The sequence below is a fragment of the Pedobacter zeae genome (assembly GCF_014196715.1).
Lineage (GTDB): Bacteria > Bacteroidota > Bacteroidia > Sphingobacteriales > Sphingobacteriaceae > Pedobacter > Pedobacter zeae.
This window is the reverse complement of the sequence record NZ_JACIEF010000001.1, coordinates 348,080-373,519: the sequence shown is the minus strand read 5'-3', so window position 1 is coordinate 373,519 and position 25,440 is coordinate 348,080. Positions and strand designations below refer to the sequence as shown.

Annotated in this window: 19 protein-coding genes; 12 read left to right on the top strand and 7 right to left on the bottom strand. The window is 40.6% G+C overall.

Features of this window, described 5'->3' with window-relative positions:
- Positions 1-38: 38 nt before the first annotated feature.
- The 5 genes from tgt (at position 39) to GGQ60_RS01405 (ending at position 8,257) form a co-directional block, all read left to right on the top strand.
- The gene (tgt, locus tag GGQ60_RS01425) at positions 39-1,169 is read left to right on the top strand and encodes a tRNA guanosine(34) transglycosylase Tgt (RefSeq protein WP_183759612.1); all 1,131 of its coding nucleotides are present in this window, start codon (positions 39-41) and stop codon (positions 1,167-1,169) included.
- A gap of 1 nt (position 1,170) precedes the next feature.
- Positions 1,171-2,274, top strand: coding sequence for an LptF/LptG family permease (locus GGQ60_RS01420; RefSeq protein ID WP_183759611.1), 1,104 nt, complete (start codon positions 1,171-1,173; stop codon positions 2,272-2,274).
- A gap of 2 nt (positions 2,275-2,276) precedes the next feature.
- Positions 2,277-3,155, top strand: coding sequence for a DMT family transporter (locus tag GGQ60_RS01415; RefSeq protein WP_183759610.1), 879 nt, complete (start codon positions 2,277-2,279; stop codon positions 3,153-3,155).
- Between the two features lie 2,012 nt (positions 3,156-5,167).
- Complete coding sequence (locus tag GGQ60_RS01410) at positions 5,168-7,972, top strand: TolB family protein (protein ID WP_183759609.1); 2,805 nt, start codon at positions 5,168-5,170, stop codon at positions 7,970-7,972.
- A 3-nt stretch (positions 7,973-7,975) separates the two neighbouring features.
- The gene (locus tag GGQ60_RS01405) at positions 7,976-8,257 is read left to right on the top strand and encodes a LapA family protein (RefSeq protein ID WP_183759608.1); all 282 of its coding nucleotides are present in this window, start codon (positions 7,976-7,978) and stop codon (positions 8,255-8,257) included.
- Between the two features lie 228 nt (positions 8,258-8,485).
- Here the strand turns inward: GGQ60_RS01405 and GGQ60_RS01400 are convergent, their stop codons facing one another.
- The 4 genes from GGQ60_RS01400 to GGQ60_RS01385 form a co-directional block, all read right to left on the bottom strand.
- A complete protein-coding gene (locus GGQ60_RS01400; protein ID WP_183759607.1) occupies positions 8,486-8,785 on the bottom strand; it encodes a hypothetical protein in 300 nt (99 codons plus the stop codon).
- Between the two features lie 58 nt (positions 8,786-8,843).
- Entirely contained in the window at positions 8,844-9,566 is a 723-nt protein-coding gene (locus GGQ60_RS01395) for a pirin family protein (RefSeq protein ID WP_183759606.1), read from the bottom strand.
- Between the two features lie 190 nt (positions 9,567-9,756).
- Entirely contained in the window at positions 9,757-10,446 is a 690-nt protein-coding gene (locus tag GGQ60_RS01390) for a DNA alkylation repair protein (protein WP_183759605.1), read from the bottom strand.
- Positions 10,447-10,485: 39 nt separating this feature from the next.
- Positions 10,486-12,735, bottom strand: a complete 2,250-nt coding sequence (locus GGQ60_RS01385; protein ID WP_183759604.1) for a family 20 glycosylhydrolase — start codon at positions 12,733-12,735, stop codon at positions 10,486-10,488.
- Between the two features lie 167 nt (positions 12,736-12,902).
- On the opposite strand from GGQ60_RS01385, the gene GGQ60_RS01380 reads away from it, so the two are divergent.
- Positions 12,903-14,159 carry a hypothetical protein gene (locus GGQ60_RS01380; RefSeq protein WP_183759603.1) on the top strand — a complete coding sequence of 419 codons (1,257 nt, stop codon included), beginning with the start codon at positions 12,903-12,905 and terminating at the stop codon, positions 14,157-14,159.
- A gap of 206 nt (positions 14,160-14,365) precedes the next feature.
- Here GGQ60_RS01380 and GGQ60_RS01375 read toward each other — a convergent pair whose 3' ends face one another.
- The 3 genes from GGQ60_RS01375 to ispE all read right to left on the bottom strand — a co-directional run bounded on the left by GGQ60_RS01375 (position 14,366) and on the right by ispE (position 17,059).
- Positions 14,366-15,532: a trans-sulfuration enzyme family protein gene (locus tag GGQ60_RS01375; protein ID WP_183759602.1), complete on the bottom strand. Its 1,167-nt coding sequence runs from the start codon at positions 15,530-15,532 to the stop codon at positions 14,366-14,368.
- Between the two features lie 84 nt (positions 15,533-15,616).
- Positions 15,617-16,036: an OsmC family protein gene (locus GGQ60_RS01370; RefSeq protein WP_183759601.1), complete on the bottom strand. Its 420-nt coding sequence runs from the start codon at positions 16,034-16,036 to the stop codon at positions 15,617-15,619.
- A gap of 219 nt (positions 16,037-16,255) precedes the next feature.
- A complete protein-coding gene (ispE, locus tag GGQ60_RS01365; protein ID WP_183759600.1) occupies positions 16,256-17,059 on the bottom strand; it encodes a 4-(cytidine 5'-diphospho)-2-C-methyl-D-erythritol kinase in 804 nt (267 codons plus the stop codon).
- Positions 17,060-17,450: 391 nt separating this feature from the next.
- Between ispE and GGQ60_RS01360 the strand changes: the two genes are divergently transcribed.
- The 6 genes from GGQ60_RS01360 to GGQ60_RS01335 all read left to right on the top strand — a co-directional run bounded on the left by GGQ60_RS01360 (position 17,451) and on the right by GGQ60_RS01335 (position 25,324).
- Complete coding sequence (locus tag GGQ60_RS01360; RefSeq protein WP_183759599.1) at positions 17,451-18,245, top strand: thymidylate synthase; 795 nt, start codon at positions 17,451-17,453, stop codon at positions 18,243-18,245.
- 112 nt (positions 18,246-18,357) lie between these two features.
- Positions 18,358-18,735, top strand: coding sequence for a four helix bundle protein (locus tag GGQ60_RS01355; protein ID WP_183759598.1), 378 nt, complete (start codon positions 18,358-18,360; stop codon positions 18,733-18,735).
- Between the two features lie 46 nt (positions 18,736-18,781).
- Positions 18,782-19,291, top strand: a complete 510-nt coding sequence (locus GGQ60_RS01350; protein ID WP_183759597.1) for a dihydrofolate reductase — start codon at positions 18,782-18,784, stop codon at positions 19,289-19,291.
- Positions 19,292-19,704: 413 nt separating this feature from the next.
- Complete coding sequence (secDF, locus tag GGQ60_RS01345) at positions 19,705-22,689, top strand: protein translocase subunit SecDF (RefSeq protein ID WP_183759596.1); 2,985 nt, start codon at positions 19,705-19,707, stop codon at positions 22,687-22,689.
- 218 nt (positions 22,690-22,907) lie between these two features.
- A complete protein-coding gene (locus tag GGQ60_RS01340) occupies positions 22,908-24,233 on the top strand; it encodes an NAD(P)/FAD-dependent oxidoreductase (protein WP_183759595.1) in 1,326 nt (441 codons plus the stop codon).
- Positions 24,234-24,463: 230 nt separating this feature from the next.
- A complete protein-coding gene (locus tag GGQ60_RS01335; RefSeq protein ID WP_183759594.1) occupies positions 24,464-25,324 on the top strand; it encodes a hydroxymethylglutaryl-CoA lyase in 861 nt (286 codons plus the stop codon).
- Positions 25,325-25,440 lie beyond the last annotated feature (116 nt).

Sequence of the window (25,440 nt, the reverse complement as noted above, 5' to 3'; positions counted from 1 at the left end):
GCTATTTTTGGCAGATTTTTGACGAGTAAAAACACATTATGAAATTTAGTTTACAGGCTAACGATCCATTATCAAAAGCCAGGGCCGGGACGGTAACAACCGCTCATGGTGAAATACAAACCCCTATTTTTATGCCTGTGGGCACTGCCGGAACGGTAAAAGCCGTGCACCAGCGCGAACTTAAAGATGATATCGACGCAAAAATCATTCTGGGAAATACTTATCACCTTTATTTAAGGCCGGGCCTTGATACCTTGGAAAAAGCAGGGGGATTACATCAGTTTATCGGCTGGGACCGCCCGATATTAACCGATAGTGGTGGTTACCAGGTATATTCTTTAAGTAAAGTGCGTAAAATCAAGGAGGAAGGCGTTACTTTTCACTCCCATATCGACGGCTCTAAACACCTTTTCACTCCGGAATACGCCATGGATATCCAGCGTACCATTGGTGCAGATATCATTATGGCATTTGATGAATGTACGCCATACCCCTGCGATTATGCTTATGCGGCGCAATCGATAAAAATGACACACCGTTGGTTAAAACGCTGCTGTGAGCGTTTTGACTCAACAGAACCCAAATACGGTTTCGACCAAACGCTGTTTCCTATCGTACAGGGTTCAGTATATAAAGATCTGCGGATTAAATCTGCAGAATTTATTGCCAGCATGGGCCGTGAAGGCAATGCCATTGGCGGCTTATCGGTTGGCGAGCCTGCAGAAGAGATGTACGCAATGACAGAAGTAGTGTGCGACATATTACCGGCAGAAAAACCACGTTATCTAATGGGTGTGGGTACACCCATCAATATCCTGGAAAACATTGCATTAGGTGTGGATATGTTCGACTGTGTAATGCCTACCAGAAATGCAAGAAACGGGATGCTTTTTACCAGAAACGGGATCATCAACATCAGGAACAAGAAGTGGGAAAACGATTTTTCGCCGTTGGATGCCGAGAGCGACCTGCATGCCGACCAGGTAACCAGTAAAGCTTATTTAAGGCATTTGGTGCACAGCAATGAGATGCTTGGCGCACAAATTGCTACCTTGCATAACCTGCATTTCTATCTTTGGTTAGTAAAACAGGCCAGGGAGAAGATTATTAGTGGTGAATTTTACGAGTGGAAAAACAAAATGGTTAAAATATTAGGCAATAAGCTATAAAATGAATCTGTTAAAAGGAAGGATAAAAATCATCGATCAGTATATTATCGGCAAATACCTGGGTACATTTATTTATACCCTCGCTATTTTCGTAATCATTATTGTGGTGTTCGACCTATCTGAAAAGATGGATGATTTTATGAAAAGCGGACTGAGTTTTTGGGGAATCCTCTCTAAATATTATGCCGGTTCCATTCCTTTTTATGTAAACATGCTCTCGCCGTTAATCAATTTTATTGCCGTAATTTTCTTTACGGCCAAGATGGCCGATCAGACAGAAATCGTTCCGATTTTAAGTGGAGGTGTTAGTTTTAACCGTTTTTTGTTTCCTTACCTGGTATCGGCTTCGATCATTTTCTCTGCCAACCTGCTCTCCAACCTGTACATCCTTCCTTATACCAATACCCTGAAAAATAGTTTCGAAAACACTTATGTAAAGCGTAACGACCCGTCGTCAAAATCTAAAATCCACATGAAACTGGATGATAGGACCTATATCTACATTGATAATTTCGATAACAAAACAAATTCGGGCTACCGCTTTTCGCTTGATAATTTTAATGGTGATATTTTAACCAAAAAAATTGTAGCAGAGAATATCAAGTGGGATTCGCTAAAGCGCAAATGGCAATTAACGAATTATTCTATCCGAAAGATCGACGGCCTTAAAGAAACCATGGTTTATGGTAACGGAAAATTAAAGGATACCATCCTGGATATGCGCCCGGACGATTTCTCTGCTTATGATAATGTAGTGCAAAATTTAACCACAAAGGAACTTTCAGATAAAATCAGAAAAGAAAAAATACGTGGAACCGGTATCATGAACGATCTTCAGTTCGAAAAATATAAACGTTACCTCCATCCTCTTTCTGCTTATGTATTAACGCTTATAGGTGTAGCACTATCGTCACGTAAAGTACGCGGAGGTGTAGGCGTATCACTAGGCATCGGGATCTTTATCAGCTTTGCTTATATCGTATTTAACCAGTTTACGCAGATGTTCTCTACCAAGGGTGGATTACCTCCATTTGCGGCAGTTATTATGCCTACGCTCTTCTTTGGGCTATTAGGTTTTTACCTGTTAAGGAAAGCGCCAAAATAGCAATGGAAACCACCAGGAAAAATCTGCTCATTCTTCATCTTACCGTATTTGTCTGGGGCTTTACAGGCGTGCTTGGAAAAATAATCTCCATCGATGCTGTGCCAATGGTTTGGTACCGGGTACTCATTGCAGCCGCCACACTTTTTGCCTGGTTTTTGATCACGCGGAAGAACATCAGGATCAGCAAAAAACAGTTTATTCAGTTCTTTTTAACAGGAGGAATTGTTGCCATTCACTGGATATTTTTTTTTCATGCCATCAAAGTCTCTACCGTTTCGGTTACATTGGTATGCCTTTCCTCTTTCACTTTATTTACCGCTATTTTAGAGCCGCTGATTAAAAAACAGCCTATACAAATGGGCGATATCCTGATCGGATTATTGATTATTTTAGGCATTTACATGATCTTTAAATTTGAAGGCCAATATACGTTGGGAATTATTTTTGGTTTGCTGGCTGCTGTGGCCTCAGCTCTTTTTTCAACCATCAATTCGACATTGGTACAAAAAAGCGATCCTGCAATTATTGGTTTTTATGAACTGGTTGGTGCGCTTTTCTGGATCACCATATACCGCCTCTACGACGGAACTTTATTGCATACGCCCTTTAACCTGAGTACAAAAAACTGGTTCTATTTAACACTTCTTGGCACGCTCTGTACGTCAGTTGCCTATGTTGCAGGCGTTGCAGTAATGCGAACGTTATCTGCCTTCAGAACGGCTTTAATTACCAACCTCGAGCCTGTTTACGGTATTCTCCTGGCTTTTATTTTCTTTCAGAATAAAGAACAGATGACAGGTGGTTTCTACATCGGTGCAACGATTATTTTAGGATCAATATTCTTATACCCCATCTATAAAAAAAGAAAGAACAAGCTGTAGCTATTGGCGAAAATCGGGCCTGCAGTTTTGATAAAATCTTCACATTAATAAGGAGCCATTAACCGGTGTAGCACTGATCAAAAATCCTTACCGGATTACGCTTTTATTTGCAGATATAAACTACACTTAAACGACAACAACCTATTAACAGCCGGTTCAAAAAAGGGCACCCCGGATAGGCATTAACTGCCAGAGACAGCTTTCCGATGTATAGAATTTCACCTGCTAATCAGGCAAAAAAAAAGCGCTCCATATTCACAACTTTAAAAAGCTAATTCCATTGACCGGATCACCAAAACTTTCCGGTAATAAAAATCGACCCTGTTAAAATCGATCGATGAAACCCAGACATTCCACTCCTTTTTTAGCATCAAAATTCGTCATCTATTTATAGCTGGTTACAGCCAGAACAGCATCTAAAATCACGAACAGATGACCGTCCTTTCAATAATAAAACATATCCTAAAACTATTCCATTCAACATCCAAAAGGATAAAAATCCCACCACTAAAAATTAAATTTCAGGTATAAAAAACCGCTGAATCAAAAGACCAAAAAACAACAACTTATGGAGGGTAATAGCTGATAAAAAAATATGAAAATCACCCTCCAAAAAAAGAGCTAAAAACCCCGGATATAATCCTATAAAAAACCTCGAACCAACCTATAAAAAAGACTTAAAATACAATAAAAACAAACCAGTAAAAAAGCATAAAATAGATATAGAAACAACACATAAACCTACCACAAACCGGAGCTGAAATCAGCGTTGAATTTCACCTAAAATTACACACTTACTTAAATCGTAAACCCATGAAATGGGATGGCCAGGTTCTTCCTAAATAACCATTATTTTTAGCTTGTTCTTGCATTAAGATTCGGAACTGAAATAGAGAAGTTCAATCTAAACACCTGATATTATCGCATCCGGTATTGGCGAAAGAACCAGCTGTGTGCAATCAAAAAATCAGTAAGATTTTAACCAACAGCCGTAAGAAAACCTAGAAAAAACAGGCTGATCAGCACCGCATAATTCAGTCTTTTCAACTCCATACCGATTAAAACCTTACCTATTTAATCAGATAAAAAATTAATATAAATTCCGTCAAAAACGCGGCTTAAACCACCATAAAGGCACTTTTTATTATACAATACAATTTTTCCGAAAATTTATTCAAAATTCATTTTACCTGGGAAATATCGCAAGGAAACTGCATTATCCCGGTAAAAAACGAGCGTTTTACCGGCCAAAAACGTAAAAAAAACATACAAATCAGCATACCGGAACCAAAATTCAGGCCGAAATTCTGAACCTGAAATCTTGCTTTTAACCATAAAAAACCTGGATTTTAAACGATCAGCCAGTGGCATTCCTAACCGCCAGCATTGATAAACCACCAGTTGTGAAAGTTAAATTTGGAGTCTGATCATAGAAAGATGGCCGAATCATGAAGCAAAAAAATAAAGACATTTTGTCACAAGTCACAATCATACCAATCAAATTGAATTTTAAAATCTCCCATCAATTTAGAGATTCTTTCATATAATTTTTAAAAATTTTTGGCTTTAAAAATCAAATTTCTGACCGTAAAAAAATCCAATTTACCGGAAGAATTTTTCTCTACCCAACCAAATAGCCCTGGCAATCTAAACCCTATCAACCCTACCGGATGATTCCAAAATCAGCATGGCGAAGGCACCAACTTTGACGATTGAAACGGGGTATAACCTTTCATACAAAAATTTAAAAAGCCACAAAAATTTTCCATAAAAACCGATTAATAAGTGTAAATTAAGTTAATCAATTTCAATTGATAAAAAATGGGAAGAGGCGCTTGAATTTGATATAAAAATGAGCTTAAAATCATAAAAAAAACCAACAATAAATAAATTTATATAAATTCATTAATAACTATAAATCAGTTAATTAAAACATTTAACATAAATTAAAAATTTACAATTTCAGACCCCTTAAAAATTTAAAAAACTAATTATTTTAGCAAATATTTTAGATGAATTTAAAACAAATCAATAATAAATTAATTATCAAGTATTTAAGTGCGATTACTTTAAGTTTTATTTCGCCATCGGTTTTTGGACAGATTTTCAGCACGGCACAAAACCCACTTAGTGTAAAATGGAACTATATTTCATCGGGAGGCTTTAAAATCATCTACCCTGAAGAATTAGAAAAGGAAGCCCAAAGAATGGCCAATACCCTACCCTATATTTATACCAAAATTGGACTAGGTTTACGGCAGCAAAAAACGACTATCCCACTCCTGTTACAGAACCGCGGAACGGTGGCAAACGGCTTTGTTCAGCTGGGTCCGAAGAAGTCGGAATTCTATGCCACACCCCCTCAGTTTTTCGATAGTCAGGATTGGTTAAACAACCTCGCTGTACATGAACTTCGGCACGTCGCACAGTTTGACAAGTTGACAGGAACGCAGACACATCCCTTTCCTGAGCTGGTTTACTTTGCCTATTTTGGAGCAGGCATCCCGACATGGTTTTTCGAAGGTGATGCCGTTGTAAATGAAACCGCACTCACCTATTCGGGCCGGGGCCGTCAGCCGGGTTGGATCATGCCTTACCGGGCTACAATTTTAGAAGGTAAAAAATTTACATACAGCAAAGTCTATTTTGGTTCGAACAAAGACGTTACTCCGGGTTACTACCAAACCGGGTATTTGATGGTTGCGGATATGAAAGAAAAATACGGCCAGTTCATTTCCGATAGTTTACTTAGCGACATCAGAAAAAGACCGGTGAGGCCTTACCCATTTTCGAAAAGCCTAAAAAAATACACCGGAAAAAATACGCGCCAATATTTTCTGGCCACCCAAAACAAACTTGCCGAAAAGTGGAAAATACAGGAAGAAAAATCTGCTCCGGAAAAGTATGAAAGTCTAAATCAAAAAACATCGTTTGCCACAAATTATTTTTTACCGGCGAGGCTTAATAATAGCCAGATTTTAGCACTCAAAGAAAGTAAGACCGATGCCCGGTATTTTGTACTGATCAACGAAGATAAAACAGAGCAAAAATTATTCGGAATCGGCTACCAGGAACAACCTTGGTTCAGCCTGAAAAACGGCCTTTTGGTTTGGGACGAAATCCGTTACGATCCGAGATATAAACAGCGGAGTTATAGTGTAATCTGCTCATATAATTTAAAGACAAAAAAATTCAATAAACTCAGCAGCAAAAGCAGGCTCTTCTCCCCTAGCCTCTCTGCTGATGGAAAGAAAATCATTGCAGCCAAAGTTGAGCTCAACAACCAGTTCAACCTGGTAGAAATCGATGCGGCTTCAGGAAGGATTTTAAAAACCTACCCCAATCCCGGAAACGAAATTTTGCAAACACCAAGCTTCGATAAGAGTGGAAACCAAATTGCTTACATCGGTGTAACAGAAAAAGGAAAAAGTTTGTGGCTGATGGAAGGAGAAAAAAAATCAGCGTTGATTTCGAACAGCCGGCAACAGCTCAGTCGCCCGGTTTTTATTAACGGTAAAATTGTTTTCAATGCGCATTTCAATGGCATCGATAATATTTATGCAATTGATCCGGTTTCAAAGAAAATAACAGCACTTAGCGCATCGCCATACGGTGCCTTTAACCCCACCGAAACCGGTGATGGAAAAATCATTTTTAACGACTATAAAATCAACGGCTACGAAATTGCCGAAACCGCCCTTACAGAAAAACCAATAGGTGAAAATAACTTTGTCGATTTTTCGGCCGCAGCAGAAAAGCAGGAAAACGTTGGGAATGTTTTTGACGATATACCAGATAGCACTTTCCAGTCTAAACGCTATCACCAGGCACTAAATCTTTTCAGCATTCATAGCATTATCCCGGTAATTGATAACGAATATGTTTTTGGCCTGGAACTGCAATCGAACAACCTGCTTAATACGCTGGATTTTTATTCAGGCGCAAAATACCACCGCGATTTAAAACGTTTTGAATACACAGCAGATATTAGCTATAAGGCGCTTTATCCTGTATTTAGTGTTCTGTATCGCAACCGTCCGAAAAGAACGTTCTACCGGGCTAAAAATGTGGTACAGCAAGGCGATTGGAGAGAGAACTATATAAAGCTTAATGCATCCCTTCCATTATCGTTCAACACCCGTAACGAGAACTATGCTTTTGCGCTGAATACGGCGACCAGTTTTACACAACGGTACATGCCAGAAAACATGCCGGCTGGTTTTATCCGGGAGCTTAAATTCCCGATGGAATATAATTTCACTTTCAACCACAGTGTACGTACCACCGAAAGAGACATTGCGCCCAGGTGGGCACAGGTGCTCAGGGCTACTTACAACCACCAACCTTTCGACAAGAATTTAAAAGGAGAAATTTTAGCACTCGAAAGTTTCCTTTACTTTCCAGGCTTCGCAAAGAACCATTCCTTCCTGGCGAGCTTTAATTACCAAAAAGCAAGCGGGGTAAACCAGTATGCAACGGAGATTGCAATCGTGTACGGATACAACAACATCCTGGCAAAAAGTAAACTGCAGAACAGCCTGCTTTTTAACTACCGCTTTCCATTTGCCTTTCCTGATTGGGAGTTAGGCCCGCTGGCTTATGTAAGGAATTTCAGGGCGGGTTTATTTTGCCATTATGAGAACATCGGCAAGGGCACTACCCTTAACGATCCTAAAACCTACGGCGTAGAATTAAACACCAGTGTAAACCTTTTGCGCTATCAGCCTGTTGTAGACTTAGGGGCAAGATTGGTTTTTGTCAACCAGATTTACAATCAAAATCCGATATTAGAGTTTTCATTTAATTATAGCTTTTAAACCATGAGTGCAAAAACAATTTCGATTATTATACTTACGGCATTACTAACCATTTTTTTAATGGTAAACACCGACCCTGTAGATTTTGATTTTTTGGTGGCTACGGTTCCGGTATCCAAACTTTTGGTTATCGGCGTCTGCATCATCATCGGTTTCATTATTGGCTTTGTTGTAGGCCGGCCACGAAAAACATTGAGTAGTTATGACGACGATATTGAGCGGAAAGCACAAACTACCGACAGCAAAAAGGAATTAAGTGATGAGGATAGGGATTACATCAGCTAGTGCCAGGATTGAACAGGATTATTAGATTCCAGTGCTTTGATCATCCATAGACAGATCGTCATCTCGACTGGAACGCAGTGAAACGGAGGGATCTGTTTTGATAGATCTCTCGGCTTTGTTGCACTTCGCTCGAGATGATGGCAACTTAGGATAATGATCTTCTTAAACTTTCTTTCAATCACATTGGTTTTTATATAATAGATCATTATCGGAATAAAGGATATTTCTTTAGTGGTTAAGCGCGGTCATGATTTCCCCATACAACAAGCCACTTCCCCCACCGTAATGCTGGATAATTTTCAGGCCGGGCCTGATTCCGGTCAGTTTTGCTCTTAATGCTTTTTCACATTCGGCATCAATTCCGTTTCCGAGCAGAACCAGGTCAAGGTGCTGTTCATTGCAAATAGCAATGGCCTCATCATCCGTGCATACGCAGATCCCTTTCCACTCAGGCCTGGCATTTAACAGGCGGCTCATTACCGTGGTAATTTCAGTATCCCTTCCGATATAAAGTATGGTAGTTTGCATAGTTCTTTAATAAATAAACCCCGCAGGCTTAAAACCTGCGAGGTTTGGTTGTGTATTTTTAATTCAATTCCATCGGAACATCCATCAATAAAACTTCAGCCCCGGCGGTATTGGCTTTAAAGCTGATGCTATCGGTATCCCAAATTCCTAATGCATCTCTTTTGCCCAGCACCTGTCCGTTGATGGTTACTTCTCCATTGATTACGAAAGCATAAACACCGTTACCTGCTTTTTTGATTTTATACTCAGTTTCGAAGCCTTCATCAAAATTACCCAGCGAAAACCAAGCATCCTGATGGATCCAAACGCCTGCATCGTCTGCATTTGGCGATAAGATCTGTTGGAAGTTATTGTGACTGGCAGCAACATCCAATGTTTGCTGATCGTAGCGTGGTGTAACGTTTTTCTTATTCGGGAACAACCAGATCTGCAGTAAGTTTAACTGCTCATCAGCATTGGCGTTAAACTCGCTGTGGCTAACCCCTGTTCCGGCGCTCATTACCTGGATTTCTCCATTTTTAATAACCGCTGAGTTACCCATACTATCTTTGTGTGCAATCGCCCCGGCCAATGGAATGGTAATAATTTCCATGTTATCGTGTGGATGGGCACCAAAACCCATACCACCGTCAATCAAGTCATCATTTAAAACCCGCAAAACCCCAAAGTGCATTCTTTCCGGATTGTAGTAATTAGCAAAACTGAATGAATGGTGTGCATTTAACCAGCCATGGTTGGCGTGGCCGCGGGTGTTTTCTTTGTGCAAAATGAACTGTGACATAAATTTCCTTTCTTGTTTATGATACAAATTTACTGCGCATTTGCCAACCCGGCATTGATGTAAGATAAGAAGTGATGGAGCAGTGGGTGAAGCGTTAGCGCGCCAGTTAAAAAGCGTTAACGGAAAGCACTGTACATTGTTTACGAAATAAGCATGTGAAGAGCTATTTTAGCCTTCAGCCTTTTGGTCTTTAAGCTTTAGTCTTATTGATTTTGGCAAGAACCCCATCGCTATTCAGCTCCCTTAACGCATCTAAAGCTACCCAATTAGCCTTTTTATTATTTTGAGCAAGAATATTGTAGGCCGTTTCAATGGCATGCCCGTGCAGAAGGGCATTGCGTTTACCGATCTGCCGGAGTGCCCAGTTCATGGCTTTTTTCACGAAGTTGCGGTTATCGTAAGCTTCACGCTCAATAATGGGCAGAAAAGAAAGAAAGGTTTCGTCTGTTTCTTTTTTGAGGTGAACAGCAGCTTCGGCCATGAGCACAAAACCGGTCCGTTTTACAAATTCAGGATCGGCCTGTGTAAATTCCAAAACCTTCGACTTAAAATAAGGCGTTTTAACGAAAAGGTTTCCGCAGGCCTGGTCACATATATCCCAGGAGCTGAAATCGTTTGTCCACGCGTTTATTTGTGCTTCTGTAACCTGTTTAAAATCGCCGATAAAAGTGGCCAGCAAGCGCGCTTCATGAAAACCCGTTCCCCACAGCAACAAGGAGAGTTCGTGGTTTTTGCCGATCTGTTTGCCAAGCTTGCGAATATGCGGCACCCGGATACCGTAAGCTTTGGAAATATCAATTCCAAAATGAGCCATTTTATTTAAATAGCCAGGCTCACTTATGGCTTTCAGTTCAGAAAGGATAAATTCCAGATCATTCATGGCTGTTGGTTAGAAACTGAGCATATGCTTTAAACCCGACTATTCTATAACGAAATCACTTGCCGAAACTGCTTTACGTTTCGATGCTCCCAAACTATATTCCAGTTGCAGGGTATAACCACCCCCACCTTCCAGGAATAACAGCTCGAACGGATGATAGCCTTTTTTAAGCGCGATCTGAGCTGATTTTTCGATTGCAAAGTGCATTCCATCATTATCGACCAGGGTTTTGTTTTGTATTTTCAATACACTGCCGTCATCCGAACGGAGGAAAAACGAATAAATACCATCTTCAGCAGCATAAAAATAGCCCTGATGGCGGGTGGCAAAGCTACCTGCTTTATCTTCAACCGGAATTTCGATCGCTGCAGTAGTTGCGGTTTTGGTTTTATCGGCTTCCGAAATTAAGTTTACTGCTTTATAAAATTTAGGATAATAGCTAAAGTTTAAGCCCGGTTTTGGATTTTTAAGCGATACCGCATCAACATAACCGGTTTGCACATAATTTGCTGTAAAAACATCGCCCATCCTACCGTCAGCACCAAATATTGCAGCTTTTATGGTTTGGGTTTTATCAATGTAGATTGGTTTGGTATACTTGGGGGCGCTAATTTTCGGTGTACTTCCATCGGTAGTATAATGCACCACCGCATTTTTTGGTGCTTCAATGTTCAGATATGCCGATTTCAGGAAGACATTATTTTCGGCAAAGCCTTTGAGGTCGGTAAAGCGGTAATTGATGCGCATGGCATCTAAAACTGTAAACTGCCGATCCATTTTCCGGCTAAAGGTTTTAAAATCCTGCTGATGACCCCATAAAACTTCGCTCATAGCTAACATACGTGGGAAAAGCATATATTCCAATCGTTGTTCTGATGGAATATACTCCGTCCAGATGTTGGCCTGCCCGCCTAAAACGTATTGCTGCTCGCTTTCATTGAGTCCGAAACCAACCGGATTGAAGCTATACACCTTTTGGAGCGAATGGCTATCCTGCTGTGCATCAAAATAGCAATATTCGCCCGGGGTCATGATGATCGGGTTACCTTTTTCTGCTGCGTGTTTAGGAGCTGTTGGCACCCAGGTACGCCAATACATTAGAGTAGCGGTTGGAGAAATACCACCATCCAGAATTTCATCCCAGCCAATCAGTTCTTTGCCCAGGCTATGAAAATATTTTTCCATCCGCTTTACAAAATAGCTCTGTATTTCATCAATGTTTTTAAGGTTTTCGTGCTTCATTAAGGCCTCACATTCAGGAATATTCTTCCAGCTGCTTTTTTCAACCTCATCTGCCCCCAAATGGATATATTTTGATGGAAACAGCTGCGCAACTTCCTTAAAAATATGTTCAGCAAACTCAAAAGTAGTTTCTTTACAGGGACAGACCGGATCGGTAAAGTTTTTTTCTTTTTGTACCGATCCTGTAGAAGTTAGCCATGGAAAAAGCCTGGTTGCCGCTTGCATGTGGCCGGGCATATCGATCTCTGGGATAATTTCAATGCCTTTACCGGCCGCATACGATACCAGTTCTTTAACCTGCTCCTGCGTGTAAAACCCGCCATACATTTTTTCCCCGTCGATCATTTTGAAATGTTTCTCCGGAATACGGTAATCCGGATTGGTAGTTGCCAGTTTTAAGCAGGCAGAATCCTGATTATTTAATTTTCTCCATGCCCCTTTTGCCGTTAACTCAGGGTATTTCTTAATTTCAATCCGCCATCCCTGGTCGTCGGTAAGGTGCCAATGAAATTTATTAAACTTGTAAAAGGCAAGCCGATCGATAAAACGATGAAGATAATCGATATCGAAAAAATGACGGGAAACATCTAAATGCACACCGCGCCACGAAAATTTAGGCTGATCGTTGATTTCGAGCGCAGGCAATACCCAGGTGTTTTTGGTTTTAAAGGCGTTCGTTCCGGCCAACTGCTTAAGCGTTTGAACGGCCCAGAAAGCTCCCAGTTTATTACTAGCTGTAATGGTTATTTGTTCAGGCAATATTTTTAAGCGATAGGCCTCTGGCTTTAAGCTTGCATCACGGGTAAAAACCAGCTGATTGCTTAGCCCGCCAGTCCTGTTTTTTTTCAACAGCTTAATTTCCTGAGCGGCAATGGAAAAAATACTTTCTTTATCAACAATGGCTGTATTTCCGGAGAACACAAATTTACCCTGAAGGACTTTAACAGATTCTGGCTGAGGAAGTATACCAAGCTCCTGGGCAAAGTTAAATTTGGCAGTTAATAAAAGGGCAAAGCCGAATAAAGCGCTAATTTTCTTTATGCTCATTAAGGTACATTTTGATCGTCGGTCAAATATAGTTTTTTCGGAGAAAATAGCTTAAACATAACCAATCCTTAACATGTGCTGATTGTTAAGTTTATATCCACAACCTAACTTGTTCGGGTTTTACAAGCATAATTTTTAACCTTACAACCTGTTAACCTTAAAAAATCATGAAAAAAACCATGCTCCGGTTACTGTTGGCCTCGTGCCTGTTCGCCGTTTCCTGCCAAAAGAACACCCTTACTGAAGAACAAACCAGTACCACCAGCCAAAAGAAAAACAGCCTTATGGCTACAACTGCCGGAACCAGCGCGGCAGCAAGTGTTAATGCCTACACGAATACCTCCAGTTACATCAATACCGGATTCGCTTTTTTAAATCCAAGCCAAGTTGACAAAAACCGGGTGGCCATCGGCGGAAGTGCTTACACCGAGGTATATGGCTTTAACATTCCGGAAGAAAACAGGGTGCGTGGTATTAGATGGAATGAGGATGATGAAACCACATCCATCTGGCGCCCTCAGGGAATTGCCGGTTTCTCCAGAAATGGAGTGCGTTATTTACTGGTAAGCTGGTATGCCAAAGATGCTGCTGAAAGTAAAGGATCGAGAATTACCCTGATCGACATCAGCCCGAGCTCGAGCACTTATTTAACCTACCGGCACATTTTACTGGTACAGCCTAACCTGCCCACAGGCACTTTAGATTATACCCAATACGGCACTTACGCCCCTTTAAACGTACATGCAGGTGGAATAGCCTACTTTAATGGTAAAATTTATTTAAGCAGTACCAGCCTCGGATTGAGGGTATTTGATTTAGATAAAATTATTGAAGTAACCACCGGGACGGGCACCGAGAGTAAATGTGGTAAAGATGCCAGTGGTAATCTTTATGCTTTTAATTACCGCTACATCCTGCCACAGGTAGGTTATTATAAAATTAACGATGCCGACCCATTTTCTACCGTTCAGGTAAATTATGAAAATAACCAATTGTGGACAGGCCAATACTACGCCGGAAGCGCAGATGCATCGATTGTACCCAAAATTTTCGGATTCCCTATTAATGCATCAGGCGAGTTGCAAAATTCGGGCATTCAAACGGTAATCCCTAAAAACAGTTTATTTACTTCCGATCATGCGCATGGCATACAGGGTGTTTTTAGAAAAGGTAACAGAACCTGGCTTTCCTGCACCGGATCGCCAAGCGAATCGTATGGATCAACAGCCCGTTTAGCCAGATACACCGATGGCGATACCAATACTGTGCGGTACAGATGGCCCTACGGCGCCGAATCGTTATATTTCGAAGCACAATACGGATACTTATGGAGTTTAACAGAATTTGAACCCAATGCCGGTGCCAGTAACGGCAGTCAGGTTAACCGTTGCATATTTGCGGTAGATTTTTCGAAATACGAATAGCAGGATCAAGGCCAAACAAAAAGAGAATCTGATCGAACATCGTCCGTTACTCCTCTCAATGACGATCTATGCGTATAAAATCTTTAATTGATAGCTTATTGAAGAATCCGAAATGTTTTCGGTAGCGTTTCGACAGGCTCAACGTGACAACACAAAAATGGAGCTTGCATAACAAGCTCCATTTTTTATCTGATTCACAGCAGTTACTAAGCCAAAGCCTGCTCAATATCGGCCAAAATATCGTTGATATGCTCTAAACCGATTGATAAACGAATGGACCCCTGCTCAATACCTACTTCGTTACGTTGTTCTTCGGTAAGTTTGCTGTGTGTACTTGTAGCCGGGTGTGTTGCGATTGAACGTGTATCGGCCAGGTTGGCTGAGATCGAAAACATTTTCAGGCCATCCATAAACTTGCGGGCCGCATCAATACCGCCTTGAACCACAATGGTTACAATACCTCCACCCTGTTTCATTTGTTTTTTAGCGATTTCGTACTGCGGATGCGATGGCAGAAACGGATATTTCACCAATTTGATTTTAGGATGTTTTTCTAAATATTCGGCAACTTTTAAAGCATTTTCGCAATGACGGTCCATACGAATGGCCAGCGTTTCCAAGCTTTTAGATAAAATCCAGGCGTTAAAAGGCGATAAAGCCGGTCCGCTATGGCGGGCGAAACCTACCACTTCTGCAATTAACTCTTTTGTACCTAAAATAATGCCACCTAATACACGGCCCTGCCCATCGATATACTTGGTAGCCGAGTGGATAGAAATATGCGCACCATATTTAATTGGCTGTTGCAGGTAAGGTGTAGCAAAACAATTATCAACCACCAGCAATAAATTGTGTTTTTTAGCCAGACCGCCCAAAAATTCCAGGTCGATGATGTCGATACCCGGATTTGACGGGGTTTCAACAAAAATCATTTTAGTGTTTGGCTTAATCAGTGCTTCCCAATCCTGAGGTTTATCCAAATCCGCATAATCGAAAGTTACGCCCCAGTTTGAAAAAACATTGGTTAATAATTGGTGCGTTGAACCAAAAACCGATCTACTGGACACCAGGTGATCGCCATTTTTCAAGAAAGCACCAAAAGTGGTAAAAATGGCTGCCATACCTGTTGCGGTTGCAAAACCGTCTTCAGCACCTTCTAAAAGGCACATTTTATCGATAAACTCTGAGGTATTTGGATTTGAATAACGGCTATAAACATTCCCTTCTTTTTCGTTGGCAAATAAAGCACGCATTTCTTCCGCATCTTCGAACTTATAACTCGAAGTAAGGTAAATTGGCGATGAATGCTCCTTGTGTAAGCTGCGTTCGGTTTGAGTGCGTATAGCTATGGTTTCAAAATTTTCAGATTTCATTATAATATATGATATGAGTATGGAGATTTGTGAGGTTGAGACATAAGATTTGGGATTCTATCCCTAAACCTTAAACCCTCTACCTTAAACCTTATTGATGTTGTAAGTAAAATTAATGGTTGCCGACCGGCCTAAAATATTCGATACCGAGCAATATTTATCGAAAGTCATTTGTAATGCGCGCTCAACCTTGTTAACGCTTAAATCGCCAAAAAGATCGAAGTGAATATCGATTACATCAAAAATCGGGGGCATTTCTTCATCCCTGCGTGTTGCTTTTATGGCAATTTTAATATCATCAAGCGGTTCCTTCTGTTTGGTTAATACATTTACCATATCAATTCCACTGCAACCACCCAGGCCAACCAACAGCATTTCCATTGGTCTGAAACCTTTCCCCTGGCCACCTATTGCAGCTTTTGCATCCAACTCTACCGTAAAACCGCTTTCGTTTTCTGCCTCAAAATTAAATTTACCGCTCTTACGGATTAGATTTATGTTCATGTTGTGTCCTATTGGTACCTGAGATAGGAGATGTGAGGTATGAGACTTAAGTCCTCTTTAAATCTTATACCTTACGCCCTCTACCATCCACCTCTGTTTAAATTTATTCCTACTGGTATCAAGATGTCAGATCTGAAGCGCAAGGCATATTAAGCGCCCAAAATCTTTCAACCTTTCAACCTTACCTGCTATTCAAATGCTACACGCCATGCGCTCAGCTTAAATACCATAAAATACTAAGTTATTTTTTTCCAGTTCTGGCAATTTAACCGGATGGTCGAAAATTGCAAAAACAGAAGAGCCGCTGCCACTCATCAAAGCGAATGTTGCGCCTGCATCGTATAAACTGGTTTTTATTTGACGAATTTGGGGATATTTAGCGAAAACGGATAATTCGAAATCGTTGATAACCTTATATTTCCATGTTGTTGGATGCAAATGTATGATTTCTTTTAACGATTGCAAAGGTTTTTGAGGTTTTACATGTGCATAAGCATCGCCAGTACTGACATGTACCGGCGGTTTTACTAAAACTTTAAACCAGGATGACAAATCTACTTCGCATTTTTCAAATTCATCCCCCTTATTATAGGCATAAACAGGTTTATTTTCAATAAAGAAGGCACAATCGGCACCCAGCTGACGTGCGTAATCTTCCATTTTACCAACAGATAACCCCAAGCTAAATTTTTCATTCAACAGTTTGATCAGAAAGGCACAGTCTGCCGATCCCCCGCCTAACCCCGCTCCTACGGGGATGTTCTTTAATAAACTGATCTGCTGTGCAGGGATATCGAAATCATTTTTCAGCAACTGGTAAGCTTTAAAACAGAGGTTATCGTTCGCATCGCCAGGGATATCGATGCCATGTATTTTGCAAGAGGTTACTGCAGCATCGGTAATTTCGACCGAATCTTTAATGCTGACCGGATAAAAAACAGTTTCGAGGTTGTGATAACCATCAGCACGTTTTTCGGTGATGTTTAAACCTAAGTTTATTTTTGCGTTGGGAAAAGCTAGCATGGTAATCCTGAGTCGTGAGTTTTAAGTCCTGAGGCCATCATGCAAAAACCAGCAGTTGGCTCATTCTGCAAACATACAAAGTGTTTTTTACTCCATGGGCTTTAACAGTATTTTTATGTTTTGGAGCGCAATGGCAGTAGCTATTATTCCGTTTCTTCCCATATTCCGCTTTTACGCTTCGCTTTGTCCTATCTCCTCGCTGCAGGGTAGCCGCTCAACCCGGGGCTAAGGGGATTGTTGCTGCTTGTATTAATAGTTAAGCCCTTAAAACATCAGATTTCAATATGCTTTAAAAACAATTATCATTACAATGTTAGTAAGTGAACAGTGTTTATAAAAATGATTTACAACAGCTGATAAATTTTAGATATTTGTAAATTATCAGAACAGTATGAAACAATATTTAGATTTAATGCAGCATGTGCTGGATCACGGCGCTCAAAAGCACGACCGTACCGGCACGGGAACAATAAGTGTATTTGGCTACCAGATGCGTTTTAACCTGCAAGAGGGTTTTCCGATGGTAACCACAAAAAAACTGCATTTAAAATCTATCATTCACGAACTGATCTGGTTCTTGAGCGGCGATACCAACATTAAATACCTTAAAGATAACGGTGTGCGCATCTGGGATGAGTGGGCCGATGAAAATGGCAACCTGGGACCGGTTTACGGCTCGCAATGGAGAAGCTGGCCAACACCCGACGGGCAGCATATCGACCAGATCACAAACATCATCAACACGATCAAAAACAACCCCGATTCGCGCAGGATTATTGTTTCTGCCTGGAATGTAGCTGAAATCGAAAATATGGCATTACCCCCTTGTCATGCTTTTTTTCAATTTTACGTGGCCGATGGTAAGTTAAGTTGCCAGCTGTATCAGCGCAGCGCCGATATTTTCCTTGGTGTACCTTTTAATATTGCTTCTTATGCTTTATTAACCATGATGGTGGCACAGGTGTGTGGGCTTGAAGCCGGAGATTTTATCCACACCCTCGGCGATGCCCACCTGTATAACAACCACATCGAACAGGCCAACCTGCAGTTAAGCCGCGAGCCTAAGCCGCTTCCAACCATGAAAATCAATCCAGAGGTAAAAAGCATTTTCGATTTCAAGTTTGACGATTTTACACTCGAAAATTATGAGGCACATCCGCATATTAAAGGCGTGGTGGCGGTGTAGTTCAATCGTTCATTGGTTCAATTGTTCATTAGTTGAGTTGTTCAATCGTTCATTATTAGAGGCAAATATTTCAAGTCATCCCTTGTAATTAATTTAATAAAAAAGAACAATTATGAGTTACAACAAACTTGAAGATTTGGAAGTGTATCTTCTCGCTGAAGATTTGTCGAATGAAATTTGGGACATTACGACTACATGGGATCTTTTCTCTAAAGATACCATTGGAAAGCAGGTTTGCAGATCTGCTGATTCTATCAGTGCAAATATTGCAGAAGGTTACGGGCGTTATCATTTTAAGGAAAATAAAAATTTCTGTTACTATAGCCGTGGCTCAATTCTGGAAACAAAATCCTTTTTAAGGAAAATGAAACATAGGACTTTGATATCAGATAAAGAATATCAGGATCTTTTTAAAAAACTGGAAATCATTCATATTAAACTTAATTCCTATATGAAATACATAGGAAAAGGTTCTATTGGTTCAAAATAATGAACTAATGAACGCGTTAGCGGAATGAACCAATAAACAACAACTAATGACCAATAAACCAGGAAGCCCTTCACTTGCCATAGCCGTAGCAATTGGCGAAAATTACGCAATTGGTAAAAACAACCAACTTTTATGGCACATGCCGGCAGATTTAAAGTTTTTTAAACAAACTACCTCCGGCTATACGGTTATTATGGGACGTAAAACCTTCGATTCGGTGGGCAAACCTCTCCCTAACCGCAGGAATATCGTGATAACGAGAGATACCCAGTTAAAAATTGAGGGTGTTGAAGTGGTAAATAGCCTCGACAAAGCTTTAGAAATTACCAAAACGGAAGAAAAACCGGTATTTATTGTGGGTGGCGCCGAAATTTACAAACAGGCCTTGCCTAAAACGCAGAGGCTTTATTTAACCACCATTCATCATCCTTTTGAAGCCGACACTTTTTTCCCCGAAATTAACCGGAGCGAATGGAAAGTAATCAGTTCAGAACCACACAAAGCAGACGAAAAAAATAAGTATGATTATACCTTTGAGGTTTTAGAACGGATTTAGAACAATCTAACCAAAGTATGCGAATGATTCCTTAAAGTGAGCAACACTTCTAAAACAACCGACATCCTGCCTGCAACGCCTGCCCGTTGCAGGCGGGAAGAGGTCGATCATGACGGCCATTAACTGTGAAGCAGCAATTAAACAATAGAAAACTACAGAAAAAGCTAATAACAAACCAGGATAACGATCTATTTCAATCATTGCCTAGACGCAGATTCCTCAGCGCTGCGGTACTCCGCCCGAAATGACGTCTCCATTTCACAATCCCCAACACAACTATTTTACAACGATAATTCCATGTTGGAAATTAATCTTAATAAATTATCAATTAAGGGGTTCTATAAATTAAAAATTTAATTAGATTTGCCGACTTGTTAAAAAAACAGCGAAAGACAAATTATTTTAAACAAACAATGCAAGGAAAAGGTTTTATTAAGTTTATAGCGATAGTATTGGCTATCGTTTGTGCGTATGCACTTTCTTTTACTTTGGTCGCATCCAAGGTAGAAAAAGACGCAAAAAACTATGCGAAAGGTGATTTAGCCAAAGAAAAGGCTTACTTAGATTCGATGAGTACCGAGAAAGTTTATCCGGTTGTTGGCTTTACCTATCAAGAAGTGAAAGCCAAAGAAATCAATTTGGGTCTAGACTTAAAAGGCGGTATGAACGTAACGATGGAGATATCGTTAGCAGAACTGGTTAAATCATTAGCAGGCAATCCTACTGATGCGAACTTCAACAAAGCAGTTCAAAACGCACAGATCCAGTTAAATGCTGGTGGTAAAGACTACATCAAGATTTTCGTTAAAGAATTCGAAAAATTAAGTCCGGGGGTAAAACTTGCCGATTATTTTTCGAACCAGGATAATGCATCTCAGTTAAAACCAAATGCAAGCAATAGTGATGTTGAATCTTTCCTGGAGAAAGAAGCAACAAGTGCTATCGACCGTTCGTTTACAGTATTACGTTCGCGTATTGATGGTTTCGGTGTAGTAAGCCCGAACATGCAAAAACAAGAAGGTAGCAACCGCATCTTAATCGAAATGCCAGGTGTGCAGGATAAAGAGCGTATTGCTAAACTTTTACAGGGTTCTGCCGAATTACAGTTCTGGCAGGTATACCAGGTACAGGAAGTTGCGCCTTTATTAGAAAACATCAATAAAACTTTAGCAGCAACATTAAAAGCTGATGCTCCTGCAACTAAAGATACAACTGCTGCCCCAGCTGCAGCCGGAAGCAAATTAGCGGGCTTAGAAAAAACTGCTACCAAAGATTCTACTGCAAAAGGCGGTAAACTTGCGGGTTTAGGTAAAAAAGATTCTACAGCCGTTAGAGCGGAGTTATTAAAATCTAACCCACTTTATGCAGTTCTTAATCTTCCTATATATCAGGGCCAAAACGGACAGCAGCAATTAATGCCAGGTGCAGTTGTTGGGATGTCGTTACAGAAAGATACTGCGAAAGTTAATGCATATTTAAGAATACCTGAGGTTGCTGCTGCAATTCCATCTACAATGAAATTTATGTGGAGCGTTAAACCAAGGGAAGGTTCTAAAGTTTTCGAATTATATGCCATTAAAGTGGTAAGCGCTGATGGCAAACCTGATTTAGGTGGCGAAGCGATCAGCGATTCGCGTGCAGACTTTGATCAGAAAGGTAAACCAGAGGTAACCATGTACATGACCAGTGAAGGTGCTGCTAAATGGAAAAAAATTACTGCTGAAGCTGCTGCTGATCCAAATAACAAAAAATCAATCGCAATTGTATTGGATAACCAGGTTTATTCTGCGCCTACCGTACAGAACGAAATAGCCGGTGGTGTTTCCTCTATCACTGGTAACTTTACACAGGCCGATACCAAGGATTTATCAAACATTTTAAAAGCGGGTAAATTACCTGCCCCTGCACGTATTGCGGGTAGCTACATTGTTGGTCCTACTTTGGGCGCACAGGCTATCCACGATGGTTTAATCTCTTTCGTAATTGCCTTTATTGTAATCCTGATCTTCATGGCGTTATATTATCACCGTGCAGGCTGGGTTGCTAACTTTGCATTGTTGATCAACTTATTTTTCGTAATCGGTATTTTGGTATCGTTAGGCGCGGTGTTAACTTTACCGGGTATTGCCGGTATCGTGTTAACGATCGGTCTATCTGTGGATGCGAACATTTTGATCTTCGAACGGGTACGTGAAGAACTTGCACATGGCAAAAACGTTGGTGCTGCCATTAAAGAAGGTTTTAAACATGCGATGCCTTCCATTATCGACTCAAACGTGACCTTATTCATTTTAGGTGCTATCCTTTATGCTTTTGGTAGCGGCCCGGTTCAGGGTTTTGCAACTACGTTGTGTATCGGTATCCTTTCTTCGTTGTTTGCTGCTGTAGCCATTTCAAGAGTAGTTTTCGAATCGTTGTTAGCCCGTAAAATTGAAGTTAACTTCGATAACAGCTTAACCCGTAACGCATTCAAAAACTTAGCATTCAACTTCGTTGGCCGTCGTAAAATCTATTACGCTATCTCTACCATCATCATTGTTGCGGGTATTGGTATGTACTTCAAAAACGGTGGGTTAAACTTAGGTGTAGACTTTAAAGGTGGCAGAACTTATTTGGTTCACTTCGATAAAGCGGTTAACACCGAAGATTTAAAATCTAAATTAAGCCCTGTTTTCGGCAACGAAACCCCTGAGGTTAAAACTGCAGGTGAAGATAGCCAGGTTAAAATCACCACTACCTTCCACATCGAAGATCAGGACATTAAAACGGATAAAGTGGTGGAAGATGCCCTAAATAAAGGTTTAGCCGGTTCTAAATATGAGATCGTAAGTTCGCAAAAAGTAACCCCTATTATCGCCAGCGATATCGTAAATGGTGCTTTCTATGCTGTATTGATCTCATGCTTGTTCATGTTTATTTACATCGTAGTACGATTTAAAAAATGGCAGTATGGTTTAGGTGCGGTAATTGCCTTATTCCACGACGTACTAATGGTATTATCTTTCTATACCATTTTAGATGGAATCATGCCATTCTCATTAGAAATCGGTCAGGATTTTATTGCAGCCATATTAACGGTAATGGGTTATACCATGACTGAAACGGTTGTTGTATTCGACCGTATCCGTGAGAAATTAAAAGAATCCGGCAAAGAAGATTTACACGGCGAAGCACGCAACAACTTAATTAACTTTGCGTTAAACAGTACCTTAAGCCGTACCATCTTAACCTCGTTAACCGTATTTTTCGTGTTATTGGTTATCTTTATTTTCGGTGGCGACAGCATCCGCGGATTCATTTTCGCCTTATTGATCGGCCGTATCATCGGTACGTACTCATCATTATGTATCTCTACTCCTATCGTAATCGATTTGGGTAGCTCAGCTGAGAAAAAATAAGATTTTAAAATCTTTAATATATGAAGCGCCCAGGTTAACCTGGGCGCTTTTTTTATGCCAAACCTGATAGGTTTTCAAAACCCATCAGGTTTAAAAATGTCCTCCGTCATCCCAACGTTATATCTGTGGCAAAACGATAACCGGTAAACCAAAACACCCATTTTTTAAACCTTTTGGCCATCTTTTTGTTACATTAGCAGCAGATAAACCGATAGAAAATGGATTTACAACTTCCTAAAAGCGAATACCCCAGAGTAGTTATTGTTGGCGGCGGATTTGGCGGGATTGAATTAGCCAAACGTTTAAAGAACAAACCTTTCCAGGTAGTGATGCTCGATAAACATAATTACCATACATTCCAGCCCTTACTTTACCAGGTAGCTACAGGAGGATTAGAAGCCGATTCTATTGCCTTTCCGCTAAGAAAGATTTTTAAAGGTCAGAAAAACCTTATTTTCCGGGTAACGAAGGTTACAGAAGTGAATGCAGCCGAAAACTGTTTACAAACCGATATCGGCAGGGTCAAGTACGACTATTTGGTTATCGCCACCGGCTCTACCAGTAACTTCTTTGGCAATAAAGAAATTGAAGCCAATTCTATGCCCATGAAATCAATTCCGGAAGCATTAGACTTAAGAAGCCTGATTTTGCAGAACTTCGAAAAATCGCTGATCGAAAAAGATCCCGATAAAAAGAATGCGCTGCTCAACTTCGTGGTGGTAGGTGGTGGTCCAACAGGTGTAGAAACCTCCGGTGCCATTGCAGAGCTTAAAAAGCACGTTATACCGAACGATTATCCGGAAATGGATGTAAGCAGGGTAAACATTTACCTGATCGAAAATTCGCCGGAACTACTGGGGGTAATGTCGCCACAGGCACAAAAAAAATCGAAAGATTTCCTGACCGACATGGGCGTACAGGTGATGAACGAAACACGAGTATTGGGTTACGACGGCCATACCCTAACCTTACAGGATAAAGCGCCTATTTTAAGCTCAACGGTGATTTGGAGTGCCGGGGTTAAAGGACAGTTGATAAACGGGCTCGACAAAGCAGAAATTGTGCGGGGAGGAAGATTAAAAACCGATACTCAAAATTTAGTAACAGGATATCAAAATATATACGCCATTGGCGATGTAGCCGCTATCATTGATGAAGAAACCCCTAATGGCCATCCGGGCGTAGCACCAGCTGCCATTCAGCAAGGGCATCATCTGGCTAAGAACCTGATCAATATCACTACGAACAAACCATTAGAGAAATTTAAATACTTCGATAAAGGATCGATGGCTACAGTAGGCAGAAACAAAGCTGTGGTTGATATTGGTAAAATCCGTTTTCAAGGTGTTTTTGCCTGGTTTACCTGGATGTTTGTACACTTAATGACTTTGGTAGGCTTCAGAAATAAGATTATTGTTTTCGTGAATTGGGTTTGGAGTTATTTCAGTTATGACCGGGGAACCCGTTTAATCATCAGAACCTTTGCAAAAGACCGGAGTGTAGATTATCGCGAAGAAGTGAAAAGTGAGGTGAAGGTTCATTAGTTCATTAGTTTATTGGTTCATTAGTTTATTAGTCAATTGTTCATTGGTCATTCGTTCAGCAGCTTATTGGTTAATAGCTGATAGCCAATGGATTATTAGTGAATAACCTCTAGTCAACTGAAAATTATTTACTGCAAACTGAAAATTGACCGGGTAATACACTGCGCTATGCACCATGCTCTACTTCTTTTTTACAAAAACTTTCCCCAATTTGCGTTTAAACCAAGAATATGAGCCAAAATAAATTCAAATTAGTAGAATGTCCACGCGATGCCATGCAGGGACTTCATGATTTTGTACCTACTGAGCTCAAATCCGGATACCTTAATTTGTTGCTTCAGGTAGGTTTTGATACGCTCGATTTTGGCAGCTTTGTTTCGCCAAAGGCCATTCCGCAAATGGCAGATACAGCCGAAGTTCTCGCAAAATTGGATTTAAGCAATACTAAAACCAAATTGCTGGCCATTGTAGCCAATTTACGTGGCGTAGAAGCTGCCATAAAACACCAGGAGATCAATTACCTTGGTTTTCCTTTTTCCATCTCCGAAACCTTCCAGCAACGCAATACAAATTCCAGCATTGCACAATCGCTCAGTACCGTGGAGGAAATGCTTTCTCTTTGTATTAAAAACAATAAAGAGGCAGTGGTTTACCTCTCTATGGGTTTTGGCAATCCATATGGCGACGAATGGAATTATGAAATTGTAGAACAATGGGCCGACGTACTGGTGAGTAAAGGGGTGAAGATTTTGTCGCTGGCCGATACTGTAGGGGTCTCTACACCTGAGAAAATTGAAAACATATTACCCAGACTGATTTCAAGGTTTACCCATGCGGAAATCGGTATCCATTTGCACTCCACTCCTGACGAACGCTTCGAAAAAATTGAAGCAGCATACCGTTCAGGGGTTAAACGCATCGATTCTGCTTTAAAAGGCTTTGGAGGCTGCCCCATGGCTGCCGACGACCTTACCGGCAACATTGCCACTGAAGATGTAATTGGGTTTTTAAATGCCAAAGGCGAGCAGTTAAACCTGAATATGGATAAATGGAACGAAGCAATGGTATTATCGGAGAAGATATTCGGGTAGTTTTTTTGACCAATCAAATAAAAAGAATCGTCATTGCGAGGAACGAAGCAATCCTACAACTATAGATGGGGTAAATTACTTCAAATCTAGTGCTTGCTTAAGCATGCTTCATGTGC